We start from the raw sequence: 24,125 nt of genomic DNA on the forward strand, positions 1-24,125 counted from the left end.
TGTTTCACAAGTTCGAGGAGGTGCGACGATGAGCGCCATACGTGTCCGCTACATCGTTGACGACGTGAACCGGGCGGTCGATTTCTACTCCCGCCACTTCGACTTCGACGTCCTGATGAAGCCCGGTCCGGGTTTCGCGTTGGTTGCCCGTGACAATCTGCGGCTCCTGCTCAACTCGCCCGGCGGGGGTGGCGGCGCCGGTCATTCGCCCGCTGCCGATCAGAGCCCGGAGCCAGGCGGCTGGAACCGCTTCCAGATCCAGGTGGACGACCTCGAGGCGGTCGTCGACGATCTGCGCCGGCAGGGAGTCGGCTTCCGCGGCGGCATCATCACCGGCCGCGGCGGCAGGCAGGCGCTCGCACTCGATCCGTCTGGCAACATCGTGGAGTTGTTCGAGAACGGCTGACCGGCTGACCGCTGTTGCTCCTGTGACAAATGAGGCAGGTGTTACGGCGCGCCTCCACCTCTACTTGAGGGTTCGCCGACAGAATCGCCGACATGAAGATGTCAGCGCTGCTCACCCGTAATGCCAGTTCACGGCCGGGAATCACCGGCACCGCTCGCGTGGACCGCGACATCGATCGCCTGCTGCGGCGTATCGGCCCCGGTGACATCGTGGTCATCGACGCGCTCGATCTCGACCGGATCACCGCCGACGCTCTGGTCGAGGCGCGGGTGGCAGGCGTGGTCAATGCGTCCCCGTCGATCTCCGGGCGCTACCCCAACCTCGGGCCGGAGGTGCTGGTGGCCAACGGGATCGCGCTGATCGACGAAACCGGCCCCGAGGTCTTCAAGAAGGTCAAGGACGGCCACCGGGTGCGACTGCACAACGGCGGCGTCTACTCCGGTGACCGGCGCCTGATCGCGGGCTCCGAGCGCACCGACCAGGAGATCCACGAGTTGATGCACGAGGCCAAGAGCGGGCTGGTCGCGCACCTCGAGGCATTCGCGGGCAACACCATCGAGTTCATCCGCAGCGAGAGCCCGCTGCTCATCGACGGCATCGGCATCCCGGACATCGACGTCGACCTCAACCGCCGCCACGTGGTCATCGTCGCGGAGGAACCGCACGCCGCCGAAGATCTCAAGGCGCTCAAACCGTTCATCAAGGAGTACCAGCCCGTGCTGGTCGGCGTCGGCACGGGCGCGGACATCCTGCGCAAGGCGGGCTACCGTCCCGCGCTCATCGTCGGCGATCCCGACCGGATGAGCGCCGAGGTGCTGCGCAGCGGCGCCCAGGTGGTGCTGCCTGCCGACGCCGACGGGCACGCCGCAGGTCTGGAGCGCATCCAGGACCTCGGCGTGGGGGCGATGACGTTCCCGGCGGCGGGATCGGCCGCCGACCTCGCCCTGCTGCTGTGCGATCACCATGGCGCATCGCTGATCGTCACGGTCGGTCACACCGCCAGCATCGAGGAGTTCTTCGACCGCAACCGCCAGCGCAGCAACCCGTCGACGTTCCTGACCCGCCTCAAGGTGGGGGAGAAGCTCGTCGACGCGAAAGCCGTTGCCACGCTGTACCGCAGCCGGGTCTCCGGTGGCGCCATCGCGTTGCTGATCCTGGCGATGCTGGTTGCGGTGATCGCCGCACTGTGGGTCTCGCGCGCAGATGCCGCGGTCATCGAGTGGATCCAGCAGTACTGGAACCAGCTCGTGCTGTGGGCCCAGGGTCTGGTCAGTTAGGCAGTCACGGTGATATCCCTGCGCGCACATGCGATCTCGCTGGCGGCGGTCTTCCTGGCGTTGGCCATCGGCGTCGCGCTGGGATCGGGACTGCTGTCGAACACGGTGTTGTCCGGATTGCAGGACGACAAACAGGATCTGCAGAACCAGATCAACAGCCTCACCGACGAGAAGAACGGACTGAATCAAAGGCTCAGCGCCGCAGGGGAGTTCGATGCGCAGATCGCCCCGCGCGTGTTACGCGACACGCTCGGCGGCAAGTCGGTGGTCCTGTTCCGCACACCCGATGCCGCCGACGACGACGTGGACGCGCTGACCCGGTCGGTCGGACAGGCCGGCGGCACGGTCAGCGGTACGGTCACGCTCACCCAGGAGTTCGTGGACGCCAACTCCGCGGAAAAGCTTCTGTCGGTGGTGAATTCGCCGATCGTGCCGGCCGGGAAGCAACTGAGCACCGCCGCGGTGGATCAGGGTTCACAGGCCGGGGATCTGCTCGGTATCGCGTTGCTGCTCAACAAGGACCCCGCCGCACCGGTCGTGAGCGACGCGGAACGCGACACCGTGTTGACCGCCCTGCGTGACACCGGCTTCCTCACCTTCGGCACCGATCCCGTCGGCGCGGCGAACACGGCGCTGATCGTGACCGGCGGCGCCCTCGGCGACGATGCGGGCAACCGCGGTGCCACGGTGGCTCGGTTCGCGGCCGGACTGGCCAAACACGGGTCGGGCACCGTCCTGGTGGGCCGGGACGGGTCCGCCTCGGGGACCGGCGCGGTCGCGGTGACCAGATCGGATCCGGCATTGACCGCAGCGGTGAGCACCGTCGATGACGTGGACACCGAATCGGGACGGATCACCTCGGTGCTCGCACTGGCCGATCTGATCGGCGGTGCCCGGCCGGGCCAGTACGGAGTCGGTCAGGGGGCGGGCGCGGTCACGATCGCCCAGTGAGGCCCGGCGCGCCACCGACGACCTGTCGGAGTCGGTGTTAGGGTGGGGTTCCGTGGGTCGGCAGGCCCCAAAGCTAGGAGCAAGCCTAGAAAAGTAAGCCCTGCCCGTCGTCACGGAGGTTGTTCTTGCCCGCGCTACGCAAGCATCCGCAAACGGCCACAAAGCACCTCTTCGTCACGGGCGGCGTCGTCTCCTCCCTGGGCAAGGGTCTGACGGGCTCGAGCCTCGGACAGTTGTTGACTGCCAGGGGCCTGCAGGTGACGATGCAGAAGCTCGACCCCTATCTCAACGTCGACCCCGGCACCATGAACCCGTTCCAGCACGGTGAGGTGTTCGTCACCGAGGACGGCGCCGAGACCGACCTCGACGTCGGGCACTACGAACGCTTCCTCGACCGGAACCTGTCGGGGTCCGCGAACGTCACCACGGGGCAGATCTATTCGTCGGTGATCGCCAAGGAACGCCGCGGGGAGTACCTCGGTGACACCGTGCAGGTGATCCCGCACATCACCGACGAGATCAAGAGCCGCATCGTCGCGATGGCCGCGCCGGACGAGCACGGCAACCGTCCGGACGTGGTGATCACCGAAGTCGGCGGCACGGTCGGCGACATCGAATCCCTGCCCTTCCTGGAGGCCGCGCGCCAGGTGCGCCACGAGGTCGGCCGCGAGAACTGCTTCTTCCTGCACTGCTCACTGGTGCCCTACATGGCGCCGTCGGGTGAGCTCAAGACCAAACCCACGCAGCATTCGGTCGCCGCACTGCGCAGCATCGGCATCCAGCCGGACGCCCTGATCCTGCGCTGCGACCGGGACGTGCCCGAGGCGCTGAAGAACAAGATCGCGCTGATGTGCGACGTCGACATCGACGGGGTCATCTCGACGCCGGACGCACCGTCGATCTACGACATCCCCAAGGTGCTCCACCGTGAGGAACTCGACGCCTACGTGGTGCGCCGGTTGAACCTGCCGTTCCGCGACGTGGACTGGACCCAGTGGAACGACCTGCTCAAGCGGGTGCACGAACCGCACGAGACGGTCCGGATCGCGCTGGTGGGCAAGTACATCGACCTCTCCGATGCGTACCTGTCGGTGACCGAGGCGCTGCGTGCGGGCGGGTTCTTCCACCACGCCAAGGTCGAGATGCGGTGGGTGGCCTCCGACGACTGCGAACTCGACAGCGGTGCGGCCGCGGCGCTTGCCGACGTCGACGGGGTGCTGATCCCCGGCGGGTTCGGCATCCGCGGTATCGAAGGCAAGATCGGCGCGATCAGCTACGCCCGCAAGCGCGGCCTGCCGGTGCTCGGGCTGTGCCTCGGGTTGCAGTGCATCGTGATCGAGGCGGCCCGCTCGGTGGGCATCACCGGAGCGAACTCCGCCGAATTCGATCCGGCCACCCCCGACCCGGTCATCTCGACGATGGCCGACCAGCGTGACGCCGTGGCCGGTGAGGCCGATCTGGGCGGCACCATGCGGTTGGGCGCCTATCCGGCTGTGCTGGAGGAAGATTCGATCGTCGCGCGGGCCTACCAGGCGACCGAGGTCTCCGAACGGCACCGGCACCGCTACGAGGTCAACAACGCCTACCGCGACCGCATCGCCGAGAGTGGGCTGCGCTTCTCGGGCACGTCGCCCGACGGACATCTGGTCGAGTTCGTCGAGTACGACGCCGAGCAGCATCCGTTCCTCGTCGGCACCCAGGCGCATCCCGAACTCAAGAGCCGGCCCACCCGTCCGCACCCGCTGTTCGCCGCGTTCATCGGCGCGGCGCTCGACTACAAGGCCGCCGAGCGGTTGCCGGTCGAGATTCCCGAGCAACGGTCCAACGGGGTGGAGCTGCTGCAAGAACCCGCTTCCCGTGGCTGAGCACGACTTCGAAACCGTCACCAGCGAGACCGTCTACGTCGGCAACATCTTCGCGCTGCGCGCCGACGAGGTGCGGATGCCGGGCGGCGGCACCGCCCGCCGCGAGGTCGTCGAACACTACGGTGCGGTGGCGATCGCCGCGCTCGACGACGACGGCAACATCGCGTTGGTCTACCAGTACCGTCACCCGCTCGGCCGTCGGCTGTGGGAACTGCCCGCGGGCCTGCTCGACATGGGCGGTGAGCCGCCGCAGGTGACCGCGGCACGTGAACTGCAGGAAGAGGCGGGACTGTCGGCGGCGCAGTGGCGGGTCCTGGTCGACCTCGATTCCGCGCCCGGGTTCAGCGACGAGAGCGTTCGGGTCTTCCTCGCGACGGACATCAGCGAGATCGACCGGCCCGACGCCCACGACGAAGAGGCGGACCTGATCGTCAAGCGGGTGCCGCTGTCGGAGGCCGTCCGTATGGTGCTGTCCGGAGAGATCGTCAATTCGATTGCGGTGGCGGGCATCCTCGCGGTGCACGCCCTCGACGTGTCAGCACACGGTGTCGAGTCGCTGCGTCCGGTCGACGCGGAGTGGACCGACCGGCCACGCGCCTTCGCCCGGCGGAAAGGTCACTGATGGCCCCCTCAGCTGTTCGACGGTCGGCGCTCGACGATCAGCTGCAGGGCTACCTCGACCATCTGACCATCGAACGCGGCGTCGCCGCGAACACGCTGAGCTCTTACCGCCGCGATCTGCGGCGCTATTCGGAGCACCTCACCGGCCGCGGGGTCGAGGACCTCGCGAAGGTCACCGAATCCGATGTCAGCGACTTCCTGGTCGCCCTGCGGCGCGGTGATCCCGACACGGGGGCCCAGGCGCTGTCGGCGGTCTCGGCGGCGCGGGCGCTGATCGCGGTGCGAGGTCTGCACCGCTTCGCGACCGCCGAGGGGTTGACCGATGTCGACGTGGCCCGCGCGGTCAAACCGCCCACCCCCGGGCGCCGGTTGCCCAAGAGCCTGTCGATCGACGAAGTTCTCGCACTCCTCGACGGCGCCGGAGGTGACAGCGAGGCCGACGGCCCCCTCACACTGCGCAACCGCGCACTGCTCGAACTGCTGTACTCGACCGGCGCGCGGATCTCCGAAGCGGTCGGCCTCGACATCGACGACGTCGACACCCATGCGCGCTCTGTGCTGCTGCGCGGTAAGGGCGGGAAGCAACGGCTGGTGCCGATCGGCAGGCCTGCGGTGAGCGCGCTGGACGCCTACCTGGTCCGGGGGCGGCCGGATCTGGCCCGCCGCGGCCGCGGTACGCCGGCGATCTTCCTCAACGCGCGCGGGGGCCGGCTGTCGCGCCAGAGCGCGTGGCAGGTGCTGCAGGACGCCGCCGACCGGGCCGGGATCACCTCCGCGGTGTCGCCGCACACGTTGCGGCACTCCTTCGCGACCCATCTGCTCGACGGCGGCGCCGATGTGCGCGTCGTCCAGGAACTGCTCGGGCACGCCTCGGTGACCACGACGCAGATCTACACCATGGTGACGGTGCATGCGCTGCGCGAGGTGTGGGCGGGGGCGCATCCGCGGGCCCGGTGAGCCACCGGTCGCGTCCGGTTGTGTGACGTCTCGGATAAACGGCATTTCGCCGTGAGGTGCGGGAGTTATGGTCGGGGCGCTCATTGGAGGTGACCGTGTGGAATCCCGACCCGATCCCGGACACGCCCCACTGACGAAGCCGGTCCGGTTGCCGCCTGCGAGATTGGCCCGCGTCGTCGAGACGTTGCGCACCGCTCTGCACCGTGTGCGCTTCAAGGTCGTGCCCCCGTTCGCGGGAATTCTCGATCTCACAATGGGTTTCGCGGTCGCACAGACGATCTACGCCGCGGCGCGCCTGGGCGTCGCCGACGTGCTGTGCGACGGGCCGATGACCGCCGCGGACATCGCCGACAGGGTGCATGCCGACCCCACCGCGGTACATCGGCTGATGCGGGTGCTGGCGGCCCATCAGATCTTCCGCGAACGCCGCGATGGCCGTTTCGAGATGACCGCGCTGTCGCAGGCCTTGCGCAGCGACGCGGCGGTCTCCATCCGGCCGTTGCTGCTCATGTTGAGCCACCCGTTCTACTGGGAGCACTTCGGGAGACTGACCGACGTCGTCCGCACCGGCCGCACCAGCCTCGAGACCGAGTACGGCAAGGGGCTTTTCGAGTGCCTGGATGAAGACCCGGAGGTCGCCCGGGTGTTCAACGACGCGATGACCTGCGTCACGGCGATGTCGATCCCTCCCGTCCTCGCGGTGTACGACTTCTCACGCTTTCGCACCATCATCGACGTGGGCGGGGGTGACGGACGCATGCTCACGGCGATCCTCGAGGCCGCGACTGCGTCGCGGGGTGTGCTCTTGGAGCTGCCCGCACTCGCTGAACAGGCCAGGAAAACCGTGCGCTCCGCGGGCCTGACCGACCGCGCGACGATCGAGTCGGGATCGTTCTTCGACCACGTCCCCCGCGGCGGCGATCTCTACGTGCTCAAACACGTCATCCATGACTGGCGCGACGACCGCGCGCGCGAGATCCTCCGCCAGGTCCGCGATGCGATGCCCCCGCGGGCCGTCCTGCTGCTGGTCGAGACCGTGATCCCGCCCGGCAACGGTATGCACTTCGGCAAGCTCCTCGATCTCGACATGCTGATCTTCGCCGGCGGCCGGGAACGTACCCGCGCGGAGTTCTCGTCACTGTTGTTCGAGACGGGCTTCCACCTGGACCGCATCGTTCCCACGGTCACCCATCTGTCGCTCATCGAGGCGACGGCGTGCTGATGCCACCACTGCCGCGCAGTCCGGCCACCTCCAGCCGGATTCGCCCTGCGGGTGCGACGGCGATACCGCGGGCCACGCTGCGCGGCGGAGGTGCGGCCGAATCCCGTTGAGACATCCGCAGGTCGAGGTGAATGAGGATCGTGCCAAGGGCCACCGCGAGTTCTGACGTCGCGAACGCGGCCCCGACGCACCGCCGATACCCGCCGCCGAAGGGTGCGTATTCGAACGGGGTGGGCCGCCGGCTCAGGAACCGGTCCGGATCGAACCGGTGGGGTGTGGACCAGATGTCCGGGTTGAAGTGCAGCGCGTAGAGCGCGACGCCGACGACCCGCCCGGCGGGATGGGTCACCCCGTCGACGGTGAGTGGTTCGGTCAGTCGCCGGAGCACGATCGGAACCGGCGGGTGCATCCTCAGTGTCTCCTTGATCACCGCACCCAGATACGGCAGCGCGGCAAACTCCAGAGCCGTTGCGCAGGTGGACAATTCGGCGTGCAGCCGGGCACGCACGTCGTCGTCACGGTGTACGTGGTAGAGCGCCCACGTCAGCGACGATGCGGTGGTCTCGTGACCGGCCGCCAGCAGGGTTCGCAACTGGTCCAGCGTCTCGGCGTCGGTGTGCCCCTGTCCGGCGTCATCGGTGGCCGACAGCAGCAGGTCGAGCATGTCCCCGCCGGGCGTGTCCGCTCGACTCCGCGACGCCATGTCCTCCGCGAGCAGCCGGTCGAGGTCGTCGCGGAACCGCAACAGTTTCGCCCATGGCCCGATGCCGGCGATGTCGCGGCGCAGGGCGGGCAGGAGCATCAACGGCGCGGTGTTGGCGGCGAGCAGATCCTTCACCGCTTGGATGTACCGCGTGCGCCGGGCCGGGTCGGTGACGCCGAACACCACGCGGATGGCGACGTCCAGGGTGATCCCGACGGCCAGGTCGTAGACGTCGACCGACTGCCCGGGGCGCAGGCCGCCGATCTGTTCCGACGTCGCCGCGGCGATCATTTCGGCGTAGCTCTTGACCTGTTCGCCGTGCAGCGCCGGGGTCAGCAGCGCGCGTTCGCGGCGGTGACGCTCACCCGAGAGCAGGATCAGCGAGGCGGGCCCGACCACCGGCTCGATCGGGTTGGGCAACGGCGCCCGGCACGCATGCGAAGGTGCGGCGAGAATGTCCCGTGCGGCGGGACTGGTGCCGTGGAACACGACCTGGCCGAGTCCGGGGAAGTGCAGGACGAACGGGCGCCGGTCGGCGGCCCGGTTGGTGAAGAAACCCACCGGATCTGCTGCGGCCGAGGCGGCGCGCACCAGCGCCGGCGGCGAGAGCGCGAATCGGGTCCTCACCACGGACCCGCCTCACGTCGGCCTCGCGCCGCCACCTCGGCGGCCGGCTGTGACGGCGTCAATTCGGCGATGGGGTGGCACGGGGCGGGGACGGCTTTGCGGGGCGCCACCGGTGAGAAATTCTCATTTTTGCTGCTCGGCGCCATCGTGGAGCTTCGGACTGTAGGGCAGCCGGGTATTACGGCGCGACCTGGTTTCCGGGGTGCGGCATCGCGGGCTCGAACGCCGGTTGGGCGCGGAGCCGCGGCGCGGTACGTTTTCGCTGGTCGCAGCGCCGCCAACCGAGTGATTGGTTTTGAACGCAAGGACCCTCCCGTTCGGGTGCCGTCGGTGTCAAGACAGACTGCGCCCGTGAGTCCCGCTCCCGTGACTTCGGGCGCAATCGGCGCCGCATTTGCGCGATCATGGTCGACATTGCGCCGGCAATGACGGAATTCACCGACGTGTAATTGACTTGACAGTAAATCAATTTCAATTGAATGAATTCGACTCGGCATTGTTCCCATTGTGTTCGGTGCCATTATTGGGTCACTTTCGTTACCGCAATTGTGTTTGCGAGGCCGTGCTGTCGTCCAAACCTCTCAGTGCAGAGGCTACGCCGCCTCGGTACTGCCAGCGCGGGTTTGCCGTTACGTGAGTCACGTCAGGTAGTCAACTGTGATCGTGGTCATATACCCGGGTCATCTTCGCGACGAATGTCGCGATTCTGCACGCTGCGACGCTGACCATCGCGCCCCGGTCGTCGCGGGGCGAGAGTCGCCCCGACGGCGGTACCGCCGGCCGGCGGCCATGCGGTGTTGCTGTAGGTGCCCGACGGCGGGCCTCCGGGGCGCCACATTCGGGGCCGGATTGTTGCGTGGGAACTCGATCGGATGAACGGAATCGAGTGTCTGGTGTTTGCCCACTTGTCAGAAACCGGCTGGTTATGGCGCCCTTGGATCTGCGGTGGAGCGAAGTCGTTGTTGATTAAGAAAGCATCTCGTGGATATCGCAGACGAATTTCAATCCGTGTGCCCCATTCGGCGGTAACGTATCGCAGCCAGAGAGGTTGACTGCCTCGCATTATTTCGGGGCTATTTCGCGGTGGGAGTGCGCAGAATCGGGGTGTTCTCCATGAATGACAGCACGGTCGGCACAGCTTTCCGCTCACGCGTGGTGGACCACATCGTCGACTACCTGTCCGCGGGCGGTGTCCGGTACCTCTTCGGAGTCGACGGCGCCAACATCGAGGACGTCTACGACGCCGCCCACCTCCGCGGCGACGTCACCGCGGTCCTGGCCAAGCACGAGTTCTCGGCCGCCGCCATGGCGGACGGCTACAGCCGCAGCGGCGCCGGACTGGGGGTGGTCATGGCGACCTCCGGCGGCGGCTCGCTCAACCTGGTTCCGGGACTGGGGGAGTCGCTGGCCAGCCGGGTTCCCGTCCTCGCGCTGGTCGGTCAGCCTCCGCTGGCGCTGGACGGCCGCGGGAGCTTCCAGGACACCAGCGGGTGCAACGGTTCGCTGGATGCTCTCGCTCTGTTCTCCACGGTGTCGGTGTTCTGCGAACGGATCACCGAACCCGCCGACATCCTCACCGCGCTTCCGCGTGCCGTGCGGGCAGCGTTCTCGGGCGGGCCGGCAGTCCTGTTGTTGCCCAAAGACGTTCAGCAGGCCGTGCTCGACGTACGACACTCGACCGAGGGCCACGAACGCGCGCCGGTGACGAGGCAGGTCGGCGATCCGCGCCCGATCGCGCGGGCACTCCAGAAGGTCGACGGCCCCGTCACCATCGTCGTCGGCAGCCAGGTGATCCACGACGACGCCCGCGCGGAACTCGAACAACTGCGCGCCGTGCTGCGCGCCCGGGTGGCCGTCACGCCCGACGCGAAGGATGCCGCGGGGACGCCGGGGATGGGCTCGTCGTCGCTGGTCGGCGTCACCGGCGTCATGGGCCATCCCGGTACCGCCGAGGCGATCGGCGACAGCGCGTTGTGCCTGCTGGTCGGGTCGCGTCTGCCGGTGACCGCGCGAGCAGGTCTGGACGCGGTGCTGGCCGGTACCCGCACCCTGTCGATCGGTTCGGCACCGCCCTTCGTCCCGTGCACCCACATCCACAGCGACGATCTGCGCGCCTCACTGCCATTGCTGACCCGGGGGCTGATCGGGCGCCGGCGGCCGCGCGGATTGCGGGTGGCCGACACGATCCCGCGGAAAGAGTTGTCGCCACCGATCTTCGACGGAGAAGGAGTGCGCTTCCGCGACGCGATGAAGGCCCTCGACCGGCTGCTGCCGGCCGACGTCGACATCGTCGTGGACGCCGGGAACACCGGCGCGTCAGCGGTGCACTACCTACCCGTGCGCCGGCGAGGCAGGTTCCTCGTCGCGCTGGGCATGGGCGGGATGGGGTACAGCTTCGGGGCCGGGATCGGCGTTGCCTTCGGCCGGCGCAGACGGACCGTGGTGATCGCCGGTGACGGGTCGTTCTTCATGCACGGCCTCGAGTTGCACACGGCGATACAGCACCGTCTTCCGGTCACCTTCGTGCTGTTCAACAACAACGCCCACGGGATGTGTGTGACGCGCGAACAGCTCTACTACGACGGCACGTACAGCTACAACAGGTTCGCGCCCAGCCATCTCGGCGCGGGGCTCAACGCCATGTTCCCCGGCATGCCGTCGGTCGATGTCGCCGATGTCACCGAACTTGCCGGCGCGGTCACCTCGGCGCTGGACGCACACGGTCCCTCGGTCGTCTCGGTCGAATGCTCGGCCGACGAAATCCCGCCTTTCGCACCATTTTTGGCGGCCGGCCCACCGGCTGCCCCCGACCCGGCCACCGTTCACGAGGAGGAATCGATCGATGTCCCTGCCAGCGCTTGACGATATCGCCACGCACACCGGTAGTACCAATCCGATCGACGGCGTCATCCGGATCGAGACGTCGCCGCGGGAGAAGGCGACCCCGATCATCATGGACATGATGCGGTCGGTCTATCCGCACGACGAGGTGTTCGGCGAGTTCTGCACCGTCAACAGCTACGTCGACTGTCCGCCGGACGAACTGTTCGACTACCTCTCCGACACCCGCAGCCTGGAGGAGTGGACCTACAGTCTGCGTGGTTTCGAGCGCACCGAGGAGGACGGCCTGTGGCTGGCCTGGGATCGCCTCGGCTCCGAGACCGAGATCTACACCAGGACCGTCTTCAACCGGGAGGCCGGGACGGTCGACTACCACTGCGCGTGGGACCAGGGCAAGCACCTGTGGATGATCTACCTGATGCGCGTCGTGGACGCCCGCGTCGTGCTCGACAAGCCGGGATCGGTTGTGCTGTGGACGAACTGCCACCACCCGTTCTACGACAACAATCCCTATCCCGAGACGGCCCCGCCGGAGCGGCCGGTGTGGGTGGGTGACTTCTGGGACATGTTCGGCGCCGGCCACCTGCTCGAGCTGAAGAATCTGAAGGCGATCGCCGAATTCCGCCATCGCAACGGTCTGCCGATCAAACCGGCCTGGATGGACTGAGGGCACGAGATGACTGTGAGCCTGCTCGACGTCTCGACCTATCTTCCCGGCGAACCCATCAGCGCCGATTACTACGCCGACTTCGCCAGCGCCGACGACCTCCGCGAGCACCTGATGTTCCGGGCGCCGAAATTTCGCCACCACGTCGCCGAGGACGAGACGGCCATCGACATGGTCGAACGTGCGACCGCCGGCCTGGTGCAACGGCACGGCCACGACACGATCGCCGACATCGACATCCTCATCACCCACACCCAGATGCCCGATATGCCGTTCTACGGAGGCGGCGGCGGCATGGCCCATCGCCTCGGGATGAAACCGCGCACCGTGATCGACCTGCACAACGGTGGATGTGCGGCGTTCATCCTCGGTCTGCAGCTGGCGCGCACGCTGATCCAGGCCGGCGAAGGGCGCACCGCCTTGATCGCGTTGGCGCAGAATGCCGCCGGGCAGATCTTCGACCAGCCGCTCACCCGGCAGAAGGCCCAGTCGTGTGTACCCGGTGACGGTGCCGCCGTCGGCCTGGTCGCGCTGTCCGACGAATCTCCCGTGCTCGACGTGGAGTGCCGTACCTACGGCGAGTACGCCGGTGACATGACGATCGCGGTCGAACCGTTCCGCAAGTGGTGGCAGCCCGGTCCGGGGGAGGGCTGCATCGGATTCACCGAGGCCAAGATCACCAAGGTGCTCGCCCGCGGCAACCGACAGGTTCCGGAGGTGTCCTTCGCGGTGTGTGACCGGTTGGGCATCAAACCCAAAGAGCTCGATCTGTTCGTCACCAACCAGCCCAACCGCGTGTTCCTGCGCAACTGGCGCGATGCGCTGGAGCTGCCGAAGGAACGTCACCGCGACACGTTCGACGAGTGCGGGAACCTGTTCGCGGTCGGTGTCCCGATGAACCTCGACCGCGCGATCAGCGACGGCCAACTCAAACGCGGGGACACCGTGCTGATGGCCGCGTTCGCCCACGCCGGTGACTTCGCCGGCGCCGCGGCCGTGCGGTGGGGTGGTCGATCAGCATGACCATCGTCGCCGAACCGGGACCAGCAACGTCACCACCGGGGTCCGTGCAGCCCAGGATCTCCTCACTGCCCACGGCGGTCGATCCGATGGCGTTGTCGCTCAACGAGAATCCGTTCCCGCCGCTGCCTGCCGTGCAAACCGCCATGATCGAGTCGATCCAGGCGGCCAACAGATACCCGGAGTTCCTTCCGGAATCCCTGCGGCACCTGATCGCCGACCACGTCGCCGTGCCGGACGAACAGGTCGTCGTCGGCGCTGGGGCGACCGGGGTGCTGGTCCAGGTCATGCACGCCTTCACCTCGCCGGGGGACCGGATCGTCCTGCCGGTCCCGACGTTCGAGGGCTACACCATCGCGTCGGCGATGACCAGGTTGCAGGTGGAGGCGGTTCCGCTGCTGGCCGACGGCCACCACGACCTGGACGCCATGGCGGACGCGGCGTCCGGTGCCCGGCTCGTCGTGGTCTGCCGGCCGCACAACCCGACCGGCACCGTGGAGAGCGCTGCGACGCTCGAGGCCTTCCTGGCCCGGTTGTCCAGCGACACGATCGTCATCCTCGACGAGGCGTACGTGGAATTCGTCGCGCCACAGTGGCGGATCGACGCCGTCGACCTCATCCAACGGTTCCCCAACGTGCTGGTCCTGCGCACCTTCTCCAAGGCCTACGGGCTCGCGGGTCTGCGCATCGGCTACGCGATCGGCTCCTGGGGGCTGACCGCCGAACTGTGGGCGATGCAGCTCCCGTTCGGGATGGGCAGCACCGGCCTCGTGGCCGTCGCCGCTTCCTATCAGGCGGAAAGTCAGCTGCGGCAACGTATCCGGCTGATCACCTCGGAGCGCCGCCATCTGCGGATGCGGTTGCGCGCGATGGGCGTCCCGAGTATCGACGGACACGCCAACTTCGTGTACCTGCCGGTCGGCGACCGCCCGTGGCGCGAGGTCTTCGACGGCGCCGACGGTGTGCGGGTCAAACATTGCGCCGACGGCGGAGTCCGGATCACCGTGGGCGGACGCTCGTCGACCGGTGCCGTGCTGGCCGCGCTGCGCGGCCGAGGGTGACGGCCATGCGCGATCATCAGGTCGTCGTCATCGGGGCCGGGCCGTCGGGGGTCGCGGCCGCGCTGAGCCTGCGCGACAGGGGTCTGCGCCCGGTGCTCATCGACCGCGCCGATCACGTCGGATCGTCGTGGAAGGCACGCTACGACCGGCTCAAACTGAACACCGGCCGACGCACCTCGCACATGCCGAACCGGCCGTATCCCGACGGGACCGGCGTGTTCCCCACCCGCGATCAGGTGGTCGCGCACCTCGACCGGCACGCACACGAGGACGGAATCGAGCTCCTGCTGGAGACCACCGTCACCCGCATCGACCGGCACCCGGCGGGCTGGTGCCTGAGTACGTCGACCGGTGACCTCACCGCACGGCAGGTGGTGGTGGCGACGGGATACGAACACAGCCCGCGGATTCCGGAATGGCCCGGGATGCGGTCGTATCCCGGTGAGGTCAGCCACTCGGCGCAGTACCGGAATCCGCGCCCCTACACGGGGAGGCGGGTGCTGGTCGTCGGGGCCGGATCGTCGGCGATGGAGATCGTGCACGACGTCGCGACCGGTGGCGCCGAGAGCGCCTGGCTCGCCGTCCGCACGGTGCCGCACATCATGATCCGTTCACTTCCCGGCGGATTCCCGTCCGACTATCTCGCCACACCGCTGTTCGACGCGCCGACCTGGCTGGCCGACGCCGTCTCCCGGGTGGGGCAGCGCATCGACGTCGGCGACCTCGCCGAGTACGGCCTGCCGACGCCGTCGGAAGGTGTGTTCGCCCGGGGCAAACGGCTCGGCCGGGCCCCGGTCATCGTCGACCGGGAGGTGGTGCGCGCGATCCGCGCCCGCGTGTTCGAGGTCGTCCCCACCGTCGCGCGGTTCGACGGCGCCACCGTGGAGCTGGTCGACGGCAGGCGCCTGCGACCGGATGCGGTGATCTGCGCGACCGGGTACACCCGCGGCCTCGACGCGATGGTCGGTCACCTCGGGGTCCTCGACGACAAGGGTCTTCCGCGGTCCTGCGGTGTCGCCGCGGCCGCGCCCGGACTGCGGTTCGTCGGATTCCTGTCCCGCCCCGGCCTGATCTCCTATGTCGCCAAGCAGTCCCAGCACGTCGCCAGGCACATCGCCGACGAGCTGGACCGCACTCCCACGCTGATCCGCTGAGTCGCCGTGTTACAGGCCGTGACCCGACTGGCGATCGCCGCGCCGAAGCGCGTCATCGCCGCGGCCGTGGCGGTTCTCATCGGGTGCGCCGTCTTCGGGGTCCCGGTCGCCGGCAGCCTGTCCGGCGGCGGGTTCCGTGACCCCGAATCGGATTCGGCGCGGGCGTCGGCGATCCTGGCGGACACCTTCGACCGGCCGGAGATGCAGCTGCTGCTGACGGTCACGGCGCCGGACGGGGCGCTGACCGGCCCCGGCGCGGCGGTCGGCGCGGACATCGTCAGGGCACTCAGGGAGTCACCGTCCGTCGGGTACGTGGAGTCACCGTGGGGGGCGCCACCGGGTACGGCGGACGAACTCGTCAGCACCGACAGCACGACGGCGCTCGTCATCGCCGGGCTCGACGGCGACGAAAGCGATGCCGCCGCGCATGCGGAGGACCTGTCCGCCGCGCTCACCGGCGACCGCGACGGGGTCGTCGTGCGCGCCGGTGGCGTCGCCGCGGTGAATGCCCAGATCAACGCGCAGACGGAGAAGGATCTGATGGCGATGGAAGCCATCGCCTTCCCACTGAGCTTCCTGGTTCTGGTCTGGGTGTTCGGCGGGTTGTTCGCCGCGATGCTGCCGATGGCGGTCGGGGCGCTGGCCATCGTCGGATCGATGGCCGTCCTGCGCGGTATCACGATGGTCACCGACGTCTCGGTGTTCGCCCTCAACCTCGCCGTGGCGATGGGCCTGGCCCTCGCGATCGACTACACGCTGCTCATCCTCAGCCGCTACCGCGACGAGATCGCCACCGGCGCACCGCGTGAGGACGCCTTGATGCGGACGATGGCGGCGGCCGGGCGCACCGTGGTCTTCTCCGCGGTCATCGTCGGGCTGTCGATGCTGCCGATGGCCGTGTTCCCGATGTACTTCCTGCGATCGTTCGCCTACGCGGGTGTCGCCGTGGTGGGCTTCGCCTCGGTGGCGGCGCTCGTCGTCACCCCGGCGGTCATCACGCTGTGCGGTGACCGCCTCGACTCACTGGACGTGCGGCGGTTCGTCCGGCGGATACTGCGCAGGCCACCGCCCACGCCCCGGCCGGTCGAGCGATCCTTCTGGTACCGCGCCGCGCGGGCGGTGACGCGTCGCGGCGGCGCGCTCAGTGTCGCCGTGGTGGCCCTGCTGCTGGTGCTCGGCGCCCCGTTCCTCGACGCACGGTGGGGATTCCCCGACGACCGCGTGCTGCCGACGACCGCGGACGCCCACCGGGTCGGCGACCTGTTGCGGACCGAGTTCACCGCCGACTCGGCCACGACGGTCACGGTCGTCCTCCCCGACATCGCGGGTGTCCGCCCCGCCGCGCTCGGCGAGTTCGCCGCCGAACTGTCGCGCGTCCCGGACGTGCCGTGGGTGTCCTCGCCGGCGGGCACCTTCGCCGGCGGCCGGCAGACCGGCCCACCCTCGGCGCCCACCGGGACGGCCGACGGCAGCGCCTTCCTCACCGTCGCCAGTTCCGCGCCGCTGGACTCGGCGGAGTCCGAGGCCCAGTTGGACGCGCTGCAGGCGGTGCCAGGCCCGGACGGCCGCGAGGTGCTGCTGACCGGCACCACCCCGAGCAACCGGGACATCGTCGCCGCCGTGCTGTCGCGAATGCCGTTGGTGCTGGGCATCATCGGCCTCACCAGCCTGGTGTTGCTGTTCCTGCTCACCGGCAGCGTGGTGCTTCCCCTGAAGGCGATCGTGCTCAACGTGCTGTCGCTCACCGCGGCGTTCGGGGCGTTGGTGTGGATCTTCCAGCAGGGCCACCTCGCGGCGCTCGGCACCACGAGTACCGGCACCATCGGCGTCACCATTCCCGTGCTGCTGTTCTGTATCGCCTTCGGGCTGTCGATGGACTACGAGGTCTTCCTGATGGCACGTATCCGCGAATACTGGCTGGCCCCGCGGGATGTCCCGGCCGGGACCCGGGCGGCCAACGACGAGGCGGTCGCCCTCGGGTTGGCACGTACCGGCAGGGTCATCACGGCGGCGGCGGTGATCATGTCGATCTCCTTCGCGGCGCTGATCGCGGCCGAGGTGTCGTTCATGCGGATGCTCGGGGTGGGGCTCACCGTCGCGGTGCTGATGGACGCGACGCTGGTCCGGCTGATCCTCGTGCCGGCGTTCATGCACGTGATGGGCCCGGCGAACTGGTGGGCTCCGGCGCCCCTGGCCCGGCTGCACCGCCGGTTCGGCATCGGCGAGGCCGCACCGGCAGGCCGGCACCGCGGCGGTGAGGACGGCAAGTCGTCTGCGGGTCTGCCGGTATCGGCGGTCCCGCGACGTTAAACTCAACCGGATGTTCGCCCTGCGTGTGGAGTGCCCGGCCTGCGGCGGTCCGGCATGACCGATGACGCCGCAGGTGCCGACGCGCCCGTGGCGACGGGCCTGACCGGACGGCCGTACCGCTCGATCCCTGAACCCGCACCCCGCAGCACGCACGGACCGGCCAAGGTCATCGCGATGTGCAACCAGAAGGGTGGGGTCGGCAAGACCACCTCGACGATCAACCTCGGCGCCAGCCTGGCCGAATACGGCCGGCGGGTGCTGCTGGTCGACCTGGACCCCCAGGGGGCGCTGTCCGCCGGGCTGGGCGTGCCGCACTATGAACTCGACCACACCGTGCACAACCTGCTGGTCGAACCGCGGGTGTCGATCGACGACGTCCTGATCAGCACCCGGGTCAGGAACCTCGACCTGGTGCCGAGCAACATCGACCTGTCCGCCGCGGAGATCCAGCTGGTCAACGAGGTCGGCCGCGAGCAGACACTGGGCCGCGCGCTGCATCCGGTGCTGGACCGCTACGACTACGTGCTGATCGACTGTCAGCCGTCGCTCGGACTGCTCACGGTCAACGGGCTGGCCTGCAGCGACGGCGTGATCATCCCCACCGAATGCGAGTACTTCTCGCTGCGCGGGCTGGCGCTGCTCACCGACACCGTCGACAAGGTCCGTGACCGGCTCAACCCGAAGCTCGACATCAGCGGCATCCTGGTCACCCGCTACGACCCGCGCACCGTCAACGCCCGGGAGGTCATGGCCCGGGTGGTCGAGCGGTTCGGCGACCTGGTCTTCGACACCGTCATCACCCGTACGGTGCGCTTCCCCGAGACCAGCGTCGCGGGCGAGCCGATCACGACGTGGGCGCCGAAGTCGGCCGGCGCCGAGGCCTACCGCGCGCTGGCACGGGAAGTCATCGACCGGTTCGGCGCGTGAGCGGCGGGGACGCCGAGCAGCCAGACAAGAGTGGGTTCCAGGTTCGGCTGAACAATTTCGAGGGACCGTTCGATCTGCTGCTGCAGCTGATCTTCGCCCATCGGCTCGACGTCACCGAGGTCGCGCTGCACCAGGTCACCGACGACTTCATCGCCTACACCAAGGCGATCGGCCGGCAACTCGAACTGGACGAGACGACGGCGTTCCTGGTGATCGCCGCGACGCTGCTCGACCTCAAGGCCGCCCGCCTGCTGCCCGCCGGCGAGGTCCACGACGAAGAGGACCTCGCCCTGCTCGAGGTCCGTGACCTGCTGTTCGCCCGGCTCCTGCAGTACCGGGCGTTCAAACACGTCGCGGTCATGTTCGCCGAACTCGAGGCCGCCGCACTGCGCAGCTATCCGCGCGCGGTGTCGCTGGAGCCCCGCTACAGCGAACTGCTCCCGGAGGTGATGCTCGGGGTCGACGCCGACCGGTTCGCCGAGATCGCGGCGTCGGCGTTCACCCCGCGGCCGGTGCCGAGCGTTCGAACCGACCACCTGCACGCACCGTCGGTGTCGGTGCCCGAACAGGCGAAGCGGCTCCTGGCGTTGCTCGAGCAGCGAGGGGTCGGCCAGTGGGCCACATTCACCGATCTGGTCGCCGATTGTCAGGGTGGCATCGAGATCGTCGGCCGTTTCCTGGCGCTGCTCGAGCTGTACCGGGCGCGGACGGTAGCATTCGACCAGGCAGAACCGCTTGGTGTGCTCCAGGTTTCGTGGACCGGGGATAGGCCGACCAACGAACAACTGGCAACCGTCGACGCGGGAGAACAACGAGAGCAATGACCGACGAGATCACCGATGGCAACCTCGGCATCGACGTCGCGACCACCCCCGAGCTCGACGACTCCGAACTGCGCAACGTACTCGAAGCCCTGCTCCTGGTCGTGGACACGCCCGCGACCGTGGACCAGCTGGCCGAGGTGACCGACCAGCCTGGCTACCGAATCGCCACCATGCTCACCGAGATGGCCGCCGACCTGGCCGCCCGCGACAGCGGCATCGACCTGCGCGAGGCAGGCGGTGGCTGGCGGATGTACACCCGGTCGCGCTACGCCCCGTACGTCGAGCGGCTGCTGCTCGACGGCGCCCGCTCCAAACTCACCCGTGCGGCGCTGGAGACGCTGGCCGTGGTCGCCTACCGCCAGCCGGTGACCCGCGCGCGGGTCAGCGCGGTCCGCGGGGTCAACGTCGACGCCGTCATGCGCACACTGCTGGCCCGCGGGCTGATCACCGAGGCGGGCACAGACCCGGACTCGGGGGCGGTCACGTTCGCCACCACCGAGCTGTTCCTCGAGCGGCTCGGGCTGTCCTCGCTGGCCGACCTGCCCGACATCGCCCCGCTGCTGCCCGACGTCGACGTGATCGACGATCTGAGCGAATCGCTCGCGGACGAACCGAGATTCATGAAACTGGGCGGCGTGCCCGCACCCACCGGACAGCCGATGTCCTACGACGTGGACAAGGATGACCGATGACCGAACCCGATGGTGTCCGACTGCAGAAAGTGTTGTCGCAGGCCGGAATCGCGTCCCGCCGAGTCGCCGAGAAGATGATCCTCGACGGCCGCGTCGAAGTCGACGGCCACATCGTCACCGAACTCGGCACCCGGGTCGATCCCACCGCGGCCGACATCCGCGTCGACGGCACCCGGGTCCTGCTCGACGACACGCTCGTGCACCTCGCCATCAACAAGCCGCGAGGGATGCACTCCACGATGTCCGACGACCGCGGACGGCCCTGCATCGGTGACCTCGTCGAGCACCGGGTGCGCGGCAACAAGGGGTTGTTCCACGTCGGCCGCCTCGACGCGGACACCGAGGGTCTGATGCTGCTGACCAACGACGGCGAACTCGCACACCGGTTGATGCACCCGTCCTACGAGGTGCCCAAGACCTACGTCGCCACCGTGCTGGGAACCGTCCCGCGCGGGCTGGGCAAGAAGCTGCGCGCCGGAGTGGAACTGGACGACGGACCCGCCCGGGTCGACGACTTCGCGGTCGTGGACGCGATGCCCGGCCGGTCGATGGTCCGGGTGACCCTGCACGAGGGGCGCAAGCGTATCGTTCGTCGCTTGTTGGCGGCGGTCGGATTCCCGGTGCAGGAGCTGGTGCGCACCGACATCGGGGCGGTCTCGCTCGGCGAGCAGCGCCCCGGCAGCATCCGGGTGCTGACCCGCAAGGAGATCGGTGAACTGTACAAGGCGGTGGGGATGTGACTGACGGAACGGTGATCGCCGTCGACGGCCCCGCCGGCACCGGAAAGTCCTCGGTGTCAAGGGGTTTGGCTCGCGCGCTGGGCGCCCGGTATCTCGACACCGGGGCGATGTACCGCATCGTGACCCTGGCCGTGCTGCGCGCGGGCATCGATCCCTCCGACGGGGACGCGGTGGCCGCTGCCGTCGACGGGGTCGAGCTCGCGGTCGGCTACGACCCCGACGAGGACCGTTCTTTGCTTGCGGGAGAAGATGTTTCGGCCGAGATCCGCGGAGACGCCGTCACGCGGGCGGTGTCGGCGGTGTCGGCGGTGCCCGCGGTGCGCGCGCGGCTGGTGGACCTGCAGCGCCGGCTGGCCGACGGATCGGGCAGCGTGGTCGTCGAGGGGCGCGACATCGGGACCGTGGTGCTGCCCGCCGCCGACGTCAAGATCTTCCTCACCGCCTCGGCCGAGGAGCGGGCGCGCAGGCGCAACGTGCAGAACGTCGCCAACGGACTGCCCGACGACTACGACTCCGTCCTGGCCGACGTCCGGCGTCGCGACCATCTGGACTCGACCCGGGCCGTCTCGCCGCTGCGCGCGGCCGACGACGCCGTGGTCGTCGACACCAGCGATATGAACGAAACCGAAGTGGTCGCGCATCTGCAGGATCTGGTGCACCAGCGGGCGGGAGTGCGCCGATGACATCACCAGAGGACGACGGCACCTGGGTCGACGAACGGGACTGGGAGCTGGGTGCCGAAGAGGTCGCCGAGGCGATCGAGGAGGCGTCCGCCCCACCCCCGGTGGTAGCCGTCGTCGGCCGTCCCAACGTCGGCAAGTCGACGCTGGTGAACCGGATCCTGGGCCGGCGTGAGGCGGTGGTGCAGGACATCCCCGGCGTCACCCGCGACCGCGTCTCCTACGACGCGACCTGGTCCGGACGCCGTTTCGTCGTACAGGACACCGGCGGCTGGGAACCCGACGCCAAGGGCCTGCAGCAGCTGGTCGCCGACCAGGCCACCGTCGCGATGCGCACCGCCGACGCGATCATCCTCGTCGTCGACGCCGTCGTCGGCGCGACCGCCGCCGACGAAGCCGCCGCGCGGATGCTGCGCAAATCGGGCAAACCGGTGTTCCTGGCCGCCAACAAGGTCGACACCGAACGCGGAGAGGCCGATGCGGCCGCGCTGTGGTCGCTCGGGATCGGTCAGCCGCATTCGGTGAGCGCCATCCACGGCCGCGGCGTCGCCGATCTGCTCGACCATGTCCTCGAGAAACTGCCCGAGGTGTCCGAGGTCGGCGGGGGATCCGGCGGTCCGCGCCGCGTCGCGCTCGTCGGCAAACCGAACGTGGGCAAGAGCTCGCTGCTCAACCGGCTCGCCGGGGACGAACGGTCGGTGGTGCACGACGTCGCCGGGACGACGGTCGACCCGGTCGACTCGCTGATCGAACTCGGCGGCAAGACGTGGCGGTTCGTCGACACGGCCGGGCTGCGCCGCAAGGTCGGCCAGGCCAGCGGCCACGAGTTCTACGCCTCGGTGCGCACCCACGGCGCCATCGACGCGGCCGAAGTCGTGCTCGTGCTGATCGACGCCTCCCAACCGCTGACCGAACAGGACCAGCGGGTGCTGTCGATGGTCATCGAGGCCGGCCGGGCACTGGTGCTCGCCTTCAACAAGTGGGACCTCGTCGACGAGGACCGCCGCTATCTGCTGGACCGGGAAATCGACCGGGAGCTGGCGCAGGTGCAGTGGGCGCCGCGGGTCAACATCTCGGCGATGACCGGCCGGGCCGTGCAGAAGCTGGTGCCGGCCCTGGAGACGGCGCTGCAATCGTGGGACGCCCGCATCCCGACCGGCCGGCTCAACACGTTCTTCAAGGAGATCGTGGCCGCCACGCCGCCTCCCGTGCGGGGCGGCAAGCAGCCCAGGATCCTGTTCGCCACCCAGGCCACCGCACGGCCTCCGACGTTCGTGTTGTTCACCAGCGGTTTCCTCGAGGCGGGCTATCGTCGGTTCCTCGAGCGGCGGCTGCGTGAGACCTTTGGATTCGAGGGCAGCCCCATCCGGATCAACGTTCGGGTACGCGAGAAGCGCGGTTCACGATCGCGCTAGTACAGTGTGAAGATCAGCAGACGACGAGAGGGGACGACGGTGGCTGAACGAGCCTTCCGTGCCGCACCCTCGCACGCCTGCGCCCTTCAGCCCTTCTGGCCGTCGCGCCGGTTGATGGCTTTCGACGAGTGGTGTTGTCCGCGTCCGTAGAACACGCGCCCACTGATCGTTCAGGCTGCCTTCTTCAGGCGCCGCGGAGTCGAAAGCCGGACCAATGCGTTCGCTACTGATCATCGCCCTCGTCGGCGTCGGTGCCCAGCTCGTCGACGGTGCACTCGGGATGGCGTTCGGCGTCACCGCCTCCACCCTGCTGGTGCTGTCCGGAGTGGCCGCCGCCCAGGCCAGCGCCGCGGTGCACCTGGCCGAGGTGGGCACCACGCTGGCGTCGGGCATCTCGCACTGGCGCTTCAAGAACATCGACTGGTCGATCGTCGCCAAGCTCGGCGTCCCGGGCGCGGTCGGCGCCTTCCTCGGCGCCACGGTGCTGTCGGCGCTGTCCACCGAGGACGCCGCACCGCTGATGGCCGCGATCCTCGTGTGTATCGGCGCCTACGTGCTGCTGCGCTTCTCGCTGCGCACCCCACCGGTGATCGGCGGCAACGGCACCAAACACGGAGCCAAATTCCTCACCCCGCTGGGGCTCTTCGGCGGATTCATCGACGCCTCCGGTGGCGGCGGCTGGGGTCCGATCACCACCAGCACGCTCCTCTCGAGCGGTAAGACCGCACCGCGCACGGTCATCGGTTCGGTCAGCGCGTCGGAGTTCCTGGTCGCGGCGTCGGCCTCGGTGGGCTTCCTCGTCGGGTTGCGTGACGAGTTCTTCGACAACCTCGGCGTGGTGGCGGCGCTGGCCGTCGGCGGCGTGATCGCTGCACCCATCGCCGCCTGGCTGGTCAGCCGGATCAGCCCGGCGCTGCTGGGGACCGGAGTCGGCGGGATCATCGTGCTCACCAACTCCCAGAAACTGGTCCACTACTTCGGTATCGAGTGGCCGTGGTCGACGCTGATCTACTCGGTCATCGCCGTGGCCTGGGCGGTGTTCCTGGTGCTGGCGTGGCGGATCATGCGCGCCCCGGCGTACGTGCCGCAGGAACTCGAAGCCGAGGTCGCGGTCGTCGAGCGACCGGCGGAAACCGCCGACGAGGTGCGCTGAGCCGGTCTGAGC

21 protein-coding genes are annotated in these 24,125 nt (G+C 68.8%); 20 read left to right on the forward strand and 1 reads right to left on the reverse strand.

All coding sequences use genetic code 11. The features are described from left to right. Positions 1-28 precede the first annotated feature (28 nt). The 7 genes from G6N49_RS08010 (at position 29) to G6N49_RS08040 (ending at position 7,299) form a co-directional block, all read left to right on the forward strand. Positions 29-406: a VOC family protein gene (locus G6N49_RS08010; protein WP_011855871.1), complete on the forward strand. Its 378-nt coding sequence runs from the start codon at positions 29-31 to the stop codon at positions 404-406. Between the two features lie 92 nt (positions 407-498). After that, complete coding sequence (steA, locus tag G6N49_RS08015; RefSeq protein WP_011855870.1) at positions 499-1,683, forward strand: putative cytokinetic ring protein SteA; 1,185 nt, start codon at positions 499-501, stop codon at positions 1,681-1,683. A gap of 9 nt (positions 1,684-1,692) precedes the next feature. Beyond that, a complete protein-coding gene (locus G6N49_RS08020; protein ID WP_011855869.1) occupies positions 1,693-2,634 on the forward strand; it encodes a copper transporter in 942 nt (313 codons plus the stop codon). 125 nt (positions 2,635-2,759) lie between these two features. After that, entirely contained in the window at positions 2,760-4,499 is a 1,740-nt protein-coding gene (locus tag G6N49_RS08025) for a CTP synthase (RefSeq protein WP_011855868.1), read from the forward strand. Beyond that, a complete protein-coding gene (locus G6N49_RS08030; RefSeq protein ID WP_011855867.1) occupies positions 4,492-5,121 on the forward strand; it encodes an NUDIX domain-containing protein in 630 nt (209 codons plus the stop codon). The genes G6N49_RS08025 and G6N49_RS08030 overlap by 8 nt, the downstream gene beginning before the upstream one ends. Continuing rightward, a complete protein-coding gene (xerD, locus tag G6N49_RS08035) occupies positions 5,121-6,077 on the forward strand; it encodes a site-specific tyrosine recombinase XerD (RefSeq protein WP_011855866.1) in 957 nt (318 codons plus the stop codon). Before G6N49_RS08030 ends, xerD begins: the two co-directional genes overlap by 1 nt. Positions 6,078-6,174: 97 nt before the next feature. Further along, positions 6,175-7,299, forward strand: a complete 1,125-nt coding sequence (locus G6N49_RS08040) for a methyltransferase (protein ID WP_049771818.1) — start codon at positions 6,175-6,177, stop codon at positions 7,297-7,299. On the opposite strand, the gene G6N49_RS08045 is transcribed toward G6N49_RS08040, so the two are convergent. After that, entirely contained in the window at positions 7,277-8,629 is a 1,353-nt protein-coding gene (locus G6N49_RS08045; protein WP_011855864.1) for a cytochrome P450, read from the reverse strand. The two genes, G6N49_RS08040 and G6N49_RS08045, sit on opposite strands and share 23 nt — an antisense overlap. Positions 8,630-9,742: 1,113 nt before the next feature. Here G6N49_RS08045 and G6N49_RS08050 point away from each other — a divergent pair. The 13 genes from G6N49_RS08050 (at position 9,743) to G6N49_RS08110 (ending at position 24,113) form a co-directional block, all read left to right on the forward strand. Further along, on the forward strand, positions 9,743-11,491 hold the full coding sequence (locus G6N49_RS08050; RefSeq protein ID WP_011855862.1) for a thiamine pyrophosphate-binding protein: 1,749 nt from the start codon (positions 9,743-9,745) through the stop codon (positions 11,489-11,491). Then, complete coding sequence (locus G6N49_RS08055) at positions 11,472-12,137, forward strand: hypothetical protein (protein WP_011560330.1); 666 nt, start codon at positions 11,472-11,474, stop codon at positions 12,135-12,137. The genes G6N49_RS08050 and G6N49_RS08055 overlap by 20 nt, the downstream gene beginning before the upstream one ends. Positions 12,138-12,146: 9 nt before the next feature. Beyond that, positions 12,147-13,160, forward strand: a complete 1,014-nt coding sequence (locus G6N49_RS08060) for a 3-oxoacyl-ACP synthase III family protein (protein ID WP_011855861.1) — start codon at positions 12,147-12,149, stop codon at positions 13,158-13,160. Next, positions 13,157-14,218: a pyridoxal phosphate-dependent aminotransferase gene (locus G6N49_RS08065; protein WP_011855860.1), complete on the forward strand. Its 1,062-nt coding sequence runs from the start codon at positions 13,157-13,159 to the stop codon at positions 14,216-14,218. Before G6N49_RS08060 ends, G6N49_RS08065 begins: the two co-directional genes overlap by 4 nt. A gap of 5 nt (positions 14,219-14,223) precedes the next feature. After that, the gene (locus tag G6N49_RS08070; RefSeq protein ID WP_011855859.1) at positions 14,224-15,372 is read left to right on the forward strand and encodes a flavin-containing monooxygenase; all 1,149 of its coding nucleotides are present in this window, start codon (positions 14,224-14,226) and stop codon (positions 15,370-15,372) included. Positions 15,373-15,378: 6 nt separating this feature from the next. Next, positions 15,379-17,682: an MMPL family transporter gene (locus G6N49_RS08075; protein ID WP_011855858.1), complete on the forward strand. Its 2,304-nt coding sequence runs from the start codon at positions 15,379-15,381 to the stop codon at positions 17,680-17,682. A gap of 54 nt (positions 17,683-17,736) precedes the next feature. After that, positions 17,737-18,609: a ParA family protein gene (locus tag G6N49_RS08080; RefSeq protein ID WP_011768247.1), complete on the forward strand. Its 873-nt coding sequence runs from the start codon at positions 17,737-17,739 to the stop codon at positions 18,607-18,609. Continuing rightward, positions 18,606-19,433 carry a segregation/condensation protein A gene (locus G6N49_RS08085; protein WP_011560324.1) on the forward strand — a complete coding sequence of 276 codons (828 nt, stop codon included), beginning with the start codon at positions 18,606-18,608 and terminating at the stop codon, positions 19,431-19,433. Before G6N49_RS08080 ends, G6N49_RS08085 begins: the two co-directional genes overlap by 4 nt. Beyond that, positions 19,430-20,125 carry an SMC-Scp complex subunit ScpB gene (gene scpB, locus G6N49_RS08090; RefSeq protein ID WP_011855857.1) on the forward strand — a complete coding sequence of 232 codons (696 nt, stop codon included), beginning with the start codon at positions 19,430-19,432 and terminating at the stop codon, positions 20,123-20,125. The genes G6N49_RS08085 and scpB overlap by 4 nt, the downstream gene beginning before the upstream one ends. Continuing rightward, positions 20,122-20,865 (forward strand): pseudouridine synthase, encoded by a 744-nt coding sequence (locus tag G6N49_RS08095; protein WP_011560322.1) that lies wholly within the window; start codon positions 20,122-20,124, stop codon positions 20,863-20,865. The genes scpB and G6N49_RS08095 overlap by 4 nt, the downstream gene beginning before the upstream one ends. Beyond that, positions 20,862-21,548 (forward strand): (d)CMP kinase, encoded by a 687-nt coding sequence (gene cmk, locus G6N49_RS08100; protein ID WP_011560321.1) that lies wholly within the window; start codon positions 20,862-20,864, stop codon positions 21,546-21,548. Before G6N49_RS08095 ends, cmk begins: the two co-directional genes overlap by 4 nt. Next, entirely contained in the window at positions 21,545-22,960 is a 1,416-nt protein-coding gene (der, locus tag G6N49_RS08105) for a ribosome biogenesis GTPase Der (protein ID WP_011560320.1), read from the forward strand. Before cmk ends, der begins: the two co-directional genes overlap by 4 nt. A 214-nt stretch (positions 22,961-23,174) precedes the next feature. Continuing rightward, positions 23,175-24,113 (forward strand): sulfite exporter TauE/SafE family protein, encoded by a 939-nt coding sequence (locus G6N49_RS08110; RefSeq protein ID WP_011560319.1) that lies wholly within the window; start codon positions 23,175-23,177, stop codon positions 24,111-24,113. The last annotated feature ends 12 nt before the right edge of the window (positions 24,114-24,125 follow it).

This window comes from Mycolicibacterium monacense (genome assembly GCF_010731575.1).
Taxonomy (GTDB): Bacteria; Actinomycetota; Actinomycetes; order Mycobacteriales; family Mycobacteriaceae; genus Mycobacterium; species Mycobacterium monacense.